At 46.0% G+C, this 10,429-nt stretch carries 11 protein-coding genes; 8 read left to right on the top strand and 3 right to left on the bottom strand.

Translation table 11 applies throughout. The features are described 5' to 3' along the window. Positions 1–264: hypothetical protein (locus HY877_04285; protein MBI5299495.1), on the bottom strand; the 264-nt coding region annotated here is incomplete at its 3' end. Positions 265–381: 117 nt separating this feature from the next. On the opposite strand from HY877_04285, the gene HY877_04280 reads away from it, so the two are divergent. From HY877_04280 to recJ, 7 genes are all read left to right on the top strand, one after another. After that, a complete protein-coding gene (locus HY877_04280) occupies positions 382–1,494 on the top strand; it encodes a SpoIID/LytB domain-containing protein (protein ID MBI5299494.1) in 1,113 nt (370 codons plus the stop codon). A gap of 42 nt (positions 1,495–1,536) precedes the next feature. After that, on the top strand, positions 1,537–2,586 hold the full coding sequence (queA, locus tag HY877_04275) for a tRNA preQ1(34) S-adenosylmethionine ribosyltransferase-isomerase QueA (GenBank protein ID MBI5299493.1): 1,050 nt from the start codon (positions 1,537–1,539) through the stop codon (positions 2,584–2,586). Continuing rightward, positions 2,583–3,710 (top strand): tRNA guanosine(34) transglycosylase Tgt, encoded by a 1,128-nt coding sequence (gene tgt / locus HY877_04270; protein MBI5299492.1) that lies wholly within the window; start codon positions 2,583–2,585, stop codon positions 3,708–3,710. The genes queA and tgt overlap by 4 nt, the downstream gene beginning before the upstream one ends. Positions 3,711–3,891: 181 nt before the next feature. Further along, positions 3,892–4,200, top strand: a complete 309-nt coding sequence (gene yajC, locus HY877_04265; GenBank protein ID MBI5299491.1) for a preprotein translocase subunit YajC — start codon at positions 3,892–3,894, stop codon at positions 4,198–4,200. 79 nt (positions 4,201–4,279) lie between these two features. After that, positions 4,280–6,022: a protein translocase subunit SecD gene (gene secD, locus HY877_04260; protein MBI5299490.1), complete on the top strand. Its 1,743-nt coding sequence runs from the start codon at positions 4,280–4,282 to the stop codon at positions 6,020–6,022. Positions 6,023–6,108: 86 nt separating this feature from the next. Then, positions 6,109–7,038, top strand: coding sequence for a protein translocase subunit SecF (gene secF, locus HY877_04255; GenBank protein MBI5299489.1), 930 nt, complete (start codon positions 6,109–6,111; stop codon positions 7,036–7,038). 3 nt (positions 7,039–7,041) lie between these two features. Next, positions 7,042–8,748 carry a single-stranded-DNA-specific exonuclease RecJ gene (gene recJ / locus HY877_04250; protein ID MBI5299488.1) on the top strand — a complete coding sequence of 569 codons (1,707 nt, stop codon included), beginning with the start codon at positions 7,042–7,044 and terminating at the stop codon, positions 8,746–8,748. 21 nt (positions 8,749–8,769) lie between these two features. Here the strand turns inward: recJ and HY877_04245 are convergent, their stop codons facing one another. Beyond that, positions 8,770–9,087 (bottom strand): nucleotidyltransferase domain-containing protein, encoded by a 318-nt coding sequence (locus tag HY877_04245; GenBank protein MBI5299487.1) that lies wholly within the window; start codon positions 9,085–9,087, stop codon positions 8,770–8,772. Continuing rightward, positions 9,054–9,464 carry a HEPN domain-containing protein gene (locus tag HY877_04240; protein MBI5299486.1) on the bottom strand — a complete coding sequence of 137 codons (411 nt, stop codon included), beginning with the start codon at positions 9,462–9,464 and terminating at the stop codon, positions 9,054–9,056. Before HY877_04240 ends, HY877_04245 begins: the two co-directional genes overlap by 34 nt. 148 nt (positions 9,465–9,612) lie before the next feature. On the opposite strand from HY877_04240, the gene HY877_04235 reads away from it, so the two are divergent. Further along, positions 9,613–10,332, top strand: a complete 720-nt coding sequence (locus HY877_04235) for a collagen-like protein (GenBank protein MBI5299485.1) — start codon at positions 9,613–9,615, stop codon at positions 10,330–10,332. Positions 10,333–10,429 lie beyond the last annotated feature (97 nt).

The raw sequence follows: 10,429 nt of genomic DNA, 5'->3' as shown, positions 1-10,429 counted from the left end.
TTGGGGTTTCCATCCAGATTGAAGCGATAGAGTCCGCATGAACACAGATAAAATTGTGGGGTCTGTTCTGGCCAGTCTCAGAATTTCTTGTTGTAAGGCGCGAGGATTATGAAGAGGATTGGCTTCGGTAGTGGTAATAAAAGTTAAAAGTCCCTGTACAGTTTCGGATGTTGGATCTGCGATTGACAATGCAATCAATCCCGCCTCCAAGGTTGGAAGATCCGTGGCAACACCACCTAAATTAAAAGTAATAGGACTGGTCATGAAAAACACCTCTCATTTCCTCTTATCGCAGATTTTCAGAAAAAGTTGCGTCCCCCTTTCAGGTGTCCGACACCTTCCCTAGACACCATTAAAAATACTTTTTAATTTCACGGGTTTATGGTACGCATTCTGCCCATGAAACCTGTGGTGCGCTCTTTTTGTTTCTCCCTCCTTATAATACCCACCATCCGTGTTGCCGTCTTGAAGGAAATCCCCAAAATCACCATTCAAGGAGACAAACTTTGGGCTAAAACCCAGTCTCAAGAGTCTCCCGAAGAAATTGAGAGTCCCGCAAAAATCCAAGCCACTCCTCACGGTTTTAAAATAGGAAATATTTTTTATCAAGATTCCACTCTTCAAATTGGAAGTGAAGAAGAAATTCTCCAAGTCGGAGAAAAAAAATTCAAAGGGGAATTGGAAATTCAGCGAACGGCTCACAACAAACTTTTGATTCTCAACCAACTTCCCATGGAGGATTATTTGGTGGGATTGGTGCACGGAGAAATTTCTGCTTCTTGGCCGATGGAGGCGATCAAGGCGCAAGTGGTCGCCGCCAGAACGTATGCCATGCGTCAACAAAAAGAACAGAGTCCCGGAAAACAAAATTATGATTTGGAATCCAACACCGATGACCAAGTTTACATCGGCTCTCTGGGAAAAACCGAAGACAGAACTGTGGAACAGGCGGTGAAAGCCACCGAGGGAGAAATACTTTGGAACAACGGTTTCTATCCGGCGTATTTTCACAGTTGTTGCGGCGGCGAAACGGAAACGGTTGAAAGAGTTTGGGGCAAAAAAGAAATTTCCTCTTCCATCGTCGATAAATTTTGCGAACAGTGTCCCTACAACAGTTGGGAGTTGCATCTCTCCCAGCGAGAACTGCTGGACCTTTTAAAAAGTCACGGGCTGGAGGGGAGGCGGATCAAATCAATCACCGCCGAAAAATATGAAACGTCACCACGCAACGCCATCATCATCATCGAAACAGATCAGATGTCTCTTTTTTTGGGCGCCACCGAATTTCGCCGCATTGTCGGACACAAAGATTTGAAGAGTACATGGTTTGATATTCAAACCACCCCGCGGGAAATTATTTTCAAAGGAAAGGGATTCGGGCACGGCGTGGGCCTTTGCCAATGGGGAGTCAAAGAGATGGCCTCTTCCGGAAAAAACTATCATGAAATCCTCGATTTTTATTACCCCAGAGCCCAAATCCGGAAAATCTATTGACAAATTTGTCATTGCGGAGAACGAAGTGACAAAACAATGACAATGGACTTAAATCTTTTCCAATACGAGTATCCCAAGGAGCTTATTGCTCAGGAGCCCTTACCGGAGCGCGATTCCAGCCGGATGATGGTTTTGGATCGCGATCAGCAAACTTGGGAACACAGTCAGTTTAAAAATTTCCCCGACACTTTGCGCGCAGGCGATTTGCTTGTTTTAAATGATACGAAAGTTTTTCCTGCCCGCCTTTTTGGAAAAAATGAAAAAAATCGCAACATTGAAATTCTTTTGCTAAGGACCGTGGACCATGAGCTGTCGACCATAGACCATGGACCATGGACTATGGACCAAAAAACTTGGGCTTGTCTGGCCAAACCTTGCAGAAAAATTGGTGTGGGTGACATGATACAATTTGATGGCGGATTACAAGGAAGGGTCACAGAAAAAACAGACGGTTTTTTGAAAATTGTTTTCGAAGCAGATGATTTTAAAAAGCGATTGGAAGAGATCGGTTATCCGCCTCTCCCTCCTTATATTAAGCGTGATCAACACGAGTGGAAAAAAGAGTTCGACAAAAACCGTTACCAAACCGTTTTTGCAAAACATTTAGGTTCCGCCGCCGCTCCCACCGCCAGTTTTCATTTCACTGAAAATTTATTGGAACAAATTCAAAAGAAGGGGGTTGAGATTGCCACCGTGACTCTCCATGTTTCCACCGACACTTTTTTACCGGTTCGAGAAAACGATATTCGGCAACACAAAATGCACGGAGAGCGTTTTTCCATTCCAGAACAAACCGTCGCCAAGGTTTTAAAAGCAAAAAAAGAGGAGAGAAGGGTGATCGGTGTGGGAACCACCGCCGTACGCGCATTGGAAAGCGACTGGACAAAACCCACAACCGATATTTTCATCTACCCGGGTTATTCTTTCAAAATCGTCTCCGCCATGTTGACCAACTTTCATCAACCCGGTTCCACTCCCTTATTAATGATATCAGCGCTGGCAGGGAGAGAATGGGTCTTGAAAGCTTACGAAGAAGCGATTAAGAGGCGTTACCGCCTTTTCAGCTACGGCGATTGTATGTTGATATTATGAAATTTGAACTTATTAAAACATCAACGAACTCGAAAGCGCGGCTTGGAAAAATCACAACGCCACGCGGTGAGATTCAGACGCCCATCTTCATGCCGGTGGGCACCATCGCTACCGTCAAGGCGATGACTACGGACGAATTGGTGCAAGTTGGCGCCGAAATTATTTTGGCCAATACCTATCATCTCTTTTTGCGACCCGGACACAAAACCATCGAAAAATTGGGGGGACTTCACCAATTCATGAATTGGAAGAAACCCATTTTAACCGACAGCGGCGGTTATCAGATTTTCAGTCTCTCACAGAGTTGCAAAATCAGTGATGAGGGAGCGCATTTTCAATCCCCCATCGACGGCGGTGCCTCGCATTTGTTGACACCGGAACTGGCAATCGAAATTCAGGAATCGCTGGGATCGGATATTATGATGGTGCTCGATGAATGTCTCCCCTATCCGGCGTCACCGCTCGTGGCGCAGGAATCAATGAAGTTATCGCTCCGCTGGGCCGAACGTTCTCTAAACGCTCGCAAAACAAAAGCGGCTCTCTTCGGCATTGTTCAGGGGGGAATGCATAAGGAACTGCGCAAAGAATATATTGCAAGGCTTATGGACCACGGACTATGGACCATGGACCATGGACCAAAAACATTCGACGGTTATGCTATCGGCGGTCTCTCGGTGGGGGAACCGATTCCGGAAATGTATGAACTGACCAATTTTTGCACCGATTCTCTTCCCCCAAATAAACCCCGATATCTGATGGGAGTTGGCAAGCCACACGATTTGGTCGAGTGCATCGATCGCGGCGTTGATATGTTTGACTGCATTCTCCCGACCCGCGCGGCAAGGCACGGTACCATTTATACCACCCAAGGCACCCTGATACTCTGCAACGCCGAATACAAAGAAGATCCGCAACCTCTCGATAAAAATTGCAACTGTTACACTTGTCGCAATTACAGCAGAGCTTATCTCCGCCATCTGACCAACGCGCACGAAATTCTCTCGGCCAGATTATGCACACTTCATAATTTACATTATTATCTCAGTTTGATAGGTGAGGCCAGGCTCGCGATTCAAGAAGATCGCTATCCCGAATTCAAAAAAGAATTTTACGGGCGCCTCTGAAAGCGTCATCCCGACCCCGTATCGAGTACGGGGCACGCTCCAGTCGGGAACCAGCAGTGAATTGCTGGATTCCGGCTTTCGCCGGAATGACAAATGAAGGGTTTTTAGGGGTACTTTACAACAAACAGGAGATATTATGACTCAAGCACTTACGCACTCAAGCACTTACGCACTTCTCGGCATGGCAGGAAATCCACAAGGACAGGCAGGCGGTGCACCACAAGGAAATATGTTGATGAGCTTTGCCCCACTGCTCGCCATTTTCGTTATTTTCTATTTTTTGCTGATCCGCCCCCAACAAAAACAGCAAAAAAAGGTAAGCCAGATGCTCGCCGCTGTCCGTAAAGGAGATCAGGTCGTTACTCGCGGAGGAATTTACGGAAAAGTTGTGGGCATTGCAGACAATGTTCTCACCGTCGAAATCGCCCAAAATGTGCAGGTCAAAATGAATCGCGACGCCATTATTCACGTCACCCCGTCGGCAGAATGAGAGTAAATGCAAAAATCAAAAATTTTTTATTTTTTGTTTGTGTTTTTGATTTTTGATATTTAATTTTTAATTTTTATTTATGGACAGCACTTGGAAATGGAAAGCCGGAGTTATTTTGGGCACGGTCGTCTTGGCTGTTTACGCCCTTGTTCCCACTTTTTTTGAATTTCCCCAACAACGTCAGGAATTGGAAGCCCAACACAAACCCATCCCATGGTATTACAATTTTTTTCCTGAAAAAGGGCTCAACCTTGGGCTCGATTTACGCGGCGGTATTTATATTGAGATGGATGTGCAAGTCGACGAGGGAGTCTCCACGAAACTGGATATTCTGGCCCAAGACCTTATACGCGACCTTAAAAAAGAAAATGTCGAACCGTCAAACTGGAAACAAGATGACTCCCACAAATTTATTGACATCAATTTTAAAAACGAAACCGATTTGGCAAAAGCCCTCACGCTTTTAGACAAAGATTACGCAACGGTTTTGCAAAGAGAAAAACAACCGGCGGGAAATGGCGTGCTCCGTCTTGGTTTGACGGTGCCATACACCAAACAAGTGCGTCAGGATATTTTATCGCAGGCCGTGCAGGCCGTGCGCAATCGTATTGACCGCTATGGTCTCTCCGAGCCGGCCGTACAGCGTCAGGGGGAAACCCGGTTGGTTGTTGAACTTCCCGGCGCCAAGGATCCGGAACGCGCCATCAAAATTATTCAGCAGGCGGGCAAGCTGGAATTCAAACTGGTCAGCAATAAAATGGCCGCCACCGAGTTGGGAAATTTGATCGGCAACGCAAGAAAAGAAAATAATCTGACAGTGGGTTATACCACCGAAGATGTTCAAAAACTCAACGAACTGTTGAAATCAAAACTTCCCGAAGGCACTGAAATCGGTTTTGAGTTAACAAGAGACGCCGCCACCAGCCAAATTACACAAGCCAAACCGTATCTGCTCGATAGAACCGCCTACATTAGCGGTGACATGCTCAAGAGTGCACAGGTGCAAAGCGATGCGCGCATGGGCGAACCTTATGTCAGCATCAGCTTCAATCCCATCGGCGCCAAAAATTTCGGCGATCTTACAAAAGCGCATGTCAAAGAATTGCTGGCCATTATGCTCGATGGAAATGTGATGAGCGCTCCGCAAATTCGCGAACCTATTATGAATGGTCAGTGTCGCATTGATTTGGGTGGCAACCAAGACAGACAAACCCAACTCAAAGAGGCGAAAGATTTAACACTCGTTCTTCAGGAAGGCGCACTACCGGCGCGTCTCAAAGAGGTAACCAAAACAATCATCGGCCCAACTCTGGGCGCCGATTCCATCGCAAAAAGTTTTAAGGCTATGCTTTTTGGAACTCTCGTCGTGGTACTTTTCATGCTGATTTATTACAAATGGTCGGGACTTCTGGCGGATGCGGCCGTCTTGATCAACACTCTTTTCATCTTCGCTCTTCTGGCCATGTTTCAGGCAACGCTTACGCTTCCGGGTATGGCTGGCATTGCGCTCACCATTGGTATGGCAGTCGACGCCAACATTCTGGTATTTGAACGGATACGCGACGAACTAACTCTCGGCCAAGCTCCCAAGGCGGCCGTAGCGGCAGGTTATGGAAACGCCATGCGCGCCATTATCGACTCGAACTTAACAACCATTATCTCCGGCATCATTTTGTATCAGTTTGGAACAGGCCCCATCAAAGGATTCGCCATCACTCTGATCATCGGTCTTGTCTGCAACATTTTTACGGCAGTCGTTATGACACGCGCCATTTATGATCTCTTTTTAACGAAGTATAAAATAGCGCGTATCAGTATTTGAAACCCGTAGCGCCCAAGGGGCGCGAGAGGGGGAGGCTCCGCCGGCTTTGCCGGTGGAGGGGGCGACGCGAGCCCCTATAAATAGATATGAAAATATTTAAAAAGACACCTAAATTTCCGTTTGTTCGCTATCGCGGCGCTTTTCTGATTTGCTCCGGTTTGCTGGTGACTGTGAGTCTCCTTCTCCTATTCACCCGCGGACTCAATTTTGGAACCGATTTTAAAGGGGGCGTCAAACTGCAATATCTTTTTCCGAAAGAAGTTTCGGAAGGGCAAATCCGGGACATTCTCTCCGGGCTTCAAGTGGCAGATGCCTCGGTGGTTCGTTACGGAGCGCCGAAAGATCGAAGGCTGATTATTAAGGTAGCCAAACCCTCCGCCTCCGAGGAAAATCTTTCCAAAATCATCACCCCGGAATTGAATAAAACTTTCGGAGACCCGGGCGTTGTGCTGGAGCAGGAAGAAACGGTGGGGCCCAAAGTTGGGCAAGAGCTTCGCAAAAAGGGAATGCTCGCCGTTTTGGTTTCTCTTTTTTGCATGCTGGTTTATATCGGTTTTCGTTTTGACTTTTTTTTCGCACCGGGAGCCATTGTCGCTCTCTTTCACGATGTTATCGTCACGCTGGGGATTTTTGCTCTCTTTCAGTTTGAATTCAACCTCACCATCTTAGCCGCGGTCCTGACAATTGTCGGTTACTCCATTAACGACACGATCATCGTCTTCGACCGAATCCGAGAACACGCACGACTCATCATTCCAAACACGGTGGATGAAGTCGTTAACACGAGCATCAACGAAACTCTTTCCCGCACAACCATCACCTCCGCCACTGTTTTTTTCGTCACCGCTTTTCTCTATTTCTTCGGCGGAGAAACCATCAAATATTTTGCTTTGGCTTTTATGATCGGAATTATCACAGGCACCTACTCCACTTTCTCCATTGCCTGCCCCATCTACCTCTGGTGCTATCGCAATATTCCAAAGGTTGAGACTTATTTCGGAAAGAAAGAGAGTTGATGGATGCCACTTTCCAAGGCATGGCAACTCTACCCGTCAAATCCTGAAAAACAAAAATTACTCTCAGAAGCTCTAGGCATCAGCCGCATCACCGCACAGATTCTAGTTAATCGAGGCGTGGAAAGTCTGGAGAGTGCAAAAAATTTTCTATCTCCTTCTCTCAAAAATCTCCCAAGTCCTTTTTTAATTCCCAATATGGATTTGGGCGTGCGTCGCGTAATGAACGCCATTCAAAAAAAAGAATCCATCGCAATTTATGGAGATTACGATGTTGATGGACTAACCGCCACCGCTTTGCTTGCAACATTTTTTAAGGAAATCGGCGTTGATGTCACAACTTACATCCCCGACAGAGTCAAAGAGGGTTACGGTCTTCAAGCGGAAGCCCTCAAAAGTTTGCAGGCGAAGGGAGTGTCACTGGTTATCACGGTCGACTGCGGTACCAAATCCCACGCGGCACTTCTGGAAGCTAAAAATATCGGACTCGATGTGATTGTCACCGACCATCATGAACTGGACGCAACACCGCCGCCCGCGTTTGCTTTCATCAATCCGCAATTATTGGCGAAGGGAAGTCCGGAGCAAAGTCTCGCCGGTGTGGGCGTTGTTTTCTTTCTGATCATGGCACTGCGTCAAAAAATGCGCGAAGAAAAACTTTTTACACAAGGCGAGCCAAACCTGAAACAGCATCTTGATTTGGTGGCGATGGGCACCATCGGCGATATGGTTCCTCTCACGGGCATCAACCGAATTTTGGTTCGTTTTGGTCTGCAGGAATTGTCCCAAACAAAAAAACCGGGACTCATCGCGCTTAAAGAAATAAGTGGGTTGGCGGTGGAAAAAGAAATTGATTGTTCCGATATCGGTTTTCGATTGGCGCCTAAAATTAACGCGGGCGGAAGAATTTCCAAAGCGTCATTAGGACTCGATCTTTTATGTTCCACCGATTTGGAGCGGGCCACAAAATTCGCCAAAATTCTGGACCAATGCAATCAAGACCGTCAAACCATGCAGGAAAAGCAGGTAAAACAAGCGATACAACAAGTTGGAGAAAAAAATTCTTTTACAGGATTGGTTGTCGCGTCCCCCGATTGGCATCCGGGCATTGTGGGACTCATCGCCTCCAAGTTGACCGAGAAATTTTATACTCCATCCATCGCTTTGAGTCTTTCGGGAGAAGTGGCAAGGGGTTCTGCGCGAAGCATTTCCGGTCTTCATATTGTCGAAATTTTGGAGGAGTGCAAAGATCTTCTGGAACAATTTGGAGGACACGCGAGTGCGGCCGGCCTCACACTGAAAACCGCTCAGATCAAAAATTTTGAAGAACGTTTTGCAAATGTTCTGGAACGAAAAATGACCGAAAATCCTTCCACCCCCACACTGCGTGTCGACTGCGAACTTCAACTCTCCGAAATCCACGACAATTTATTAAAAGAGATTCAAACACTCAAACCTTTCGGAATCAAAAATCCCGAACCGGTTTTTGCAACTCGGCAACTTCAATTTCAAGACATGCGAGTGGTGGGAGAAAAACATTTGAAGTTCAGAGTTTCGGATAATTTCACCCAACTCAACGCCATCGCCTTTAACATGGTCGACTCCCACCCCCAAACACCCGAAAAAGGCGACGTAGCCTTCGTCCCCCAATGGAACACCTACCAAGACAAAACCACCATCCAGCTGAAAGTGAAGGATATTAAGAAGTTGTGAGGTGTCAAAGCGAAATTTCTTTCAAGAAAGTTTGATTCCGTTTTTTCGGATCTCGTGTAACAGAGGGGAAATTTTGTCCTCTTGATACTGTTTGCGGGAAAAAAAAACGGGTTCGATTCGAGGATCAATTTGCAATGCTAAAAGATGGAGTCTTTTTCCTTCCTGAATACGATTGCCTTCCGGGCGGGAAAGAATAATACACACATCAATATCGCTTTCCGATCCTGATTTTCCAGATACTTGAGAACCGAACAAAAGCATTCCTTCAACGGGCAACCCTTTTTGTTTCAGAAGATCACGATATTTTAATAATTTTTTGGCAATTGCCGCTTTAACCATATAATAAACTTCTCCGTTTTTGAAAAAAGCCCTTTCGTCACGTCCACATTAATCAACTTTTTCATTGCTTCCAAGTCGGCGGGATACCTTGCCTCAAGATTCCATCTTGTCATTTCAGAAAGAAACTCCACATCGGCCTTGTCATCCAGAGTCAAATCCGCCTTGCCGGCCAAAAAAGAAAGATTGTGTGTCCATGGCGCATGATCGCGAATCCTTGCAACAACCAGCGCCTTCAGTGTTTTTTCAATTGCTAAATGACAGAAAAATAAACAGTAGGAATAATGTTTTGATTTCAACAAACTGCGAGCCACCTGCATATCGCCAGAGGACATCTCAACCCAATACTCCACCAGTTTCTTCAAATCCTTGACGGTCATGAGTGAACAGTAACACAACAAAACAGAAACGCAAGAAACGACCCCGGAGCGTCAAAATTCCGACTTCCATTTTGATAATTTAAGTAGAAAAATACCCAGCTCAGCTCAGAAAATTGCAACCCTTTGTTTTTTCGTCGACTTTATTTTTTTGAAATTGAAAAATTCTTTGGCCCGTCCTTTGCACTGTTCAAGTTTCGAACGAAACAACAAACAAAGGAGGCCCTATGAATGGCCATATAAAAAAGTCCTTCTTTCCTCATTAGTCCTCGCGATGGGACTGATATTGGTGAAAGGCGATGCCTTGGCACAGAAATTTTTTCCTGTGCCAGGAAAATCAAATCTCTGCCAGGACATAACGAAATGTCCCGACATCGCTCAAATCCTGCAATTGAAAGGAGTCCCCGGACCACAAGGCCCAGCGGGCGTACAAGGCCCAAAAGGTGACAAAGGAGATCCGGGTGCCATCGGTCCCGCCGGCCCTGCTGATAATATTTATTTCGTTACAAGTGATAAAGTAACGGTAGTGTGTGCCAACTATACCGTAGCAGAACCTGGCCATCGCCGGAATCAATCCCTAATAGGCTGTACAGATCCTAACATTACAGATGCTACATGCAGAAGCGTTGACATACAATTGAGCGCCGGTCTTTATCGAACAAGTGGAACGCCTATCAAGATCGAAAACGGATACAGATTCGTCGCCAATGTTGCTGATCTAATGCCTCGGAGGGGATTCGAATCGGCGGGCGTCGGCAACGCTCCATACACAAAAGATGGTGCTAATTTTTCAATAACAATGAGAAAAATTACGAGCTGTCTTGATTTAACAAACCATATCAATGGGCTAAATGATTCCGTATCTCCGTAATCAGTAGTCTGCAAACCCACTTTCCAAAAAGCCCCCAGAGCGGGGGTTTTTTGTTAACTTCCCATAAATTTTGATATATTCTGATTTTTGTATTATA

It is taken from the genome of Deltaproteobacteria bacterium (assembly GCA_016213065.1).
Classification (GTDB): domain Bacteria; phylum UBA10199; class UBA10199; order SPLOWO2-01-44-7; family SPLOWO2-01-44-7; genus JACRBV01.
Note: the sequence above shows the minus strand (reverse complement) of the source record. Positions and strands in the feature narration are given on the sequence as shown.

Bases quoted from the DNA above. Each gene is read 5' to 3' on its own strand.
- HY877_04280 (MBI5299494.1), top strand. From the start codon at position 382: ATGGTACGCATTCTGCCCATGAAACCTGTGGTGCGCTCTTTTTGTTTC.
- queA (MBI5299493.1), top strand. From the start codon at position 1,537: ATGGACTTAAATCTTTTCCAATACGAGTATCCCAAGGAGCTTATTGCT.
- tgt (MBI5299492.1), top strand. From the start codon at position 2,583: ATGAAATTTGAACTTATTAAAACATCAACGAACTCGAAAGCGCGGCTT.
- yajC (MBI5299491.1), top strand. From the start codon at position 3,892: ATGGCAGGAAATCCACAAGGACAGGCAGGCGGTGCACCACAAGGAAAT.
- secD (MBI5299490.1), top strand. From the start codon at position 4,280: ATGGACAGCACTTGGAAATGGAAAGCCGGAGTTATTTTGGGCACGGTC.
- secF (MBI5299489.1), top strand. From the start codon at position 6,109: ATGAAAATATTTAAAAAGACACCTAAATTTCCGTTTGTTCGCTATCGC.
- recJ (MBI5299488.1), top strand. From the start codon at position 7,042: ATGCCACTTTCCAAGGCATGGCAACTCTACCCGTCAAATCCTGAAAAA.
- HY877_04245 (MBI5299487.1), bottom strand. From the start codon at position 9,087: ATGGTTAAAGCGGCAATTGCCAAAAAATTATTAAAATATCGTGATCTT.
- HY877_04240 (MBI5299486.1), bottom strand. From the start codon at position 9,464: ATGACCGTCAAGGATTTGAAGAAACTGGTGGAGTATTGGGTTGAGATG.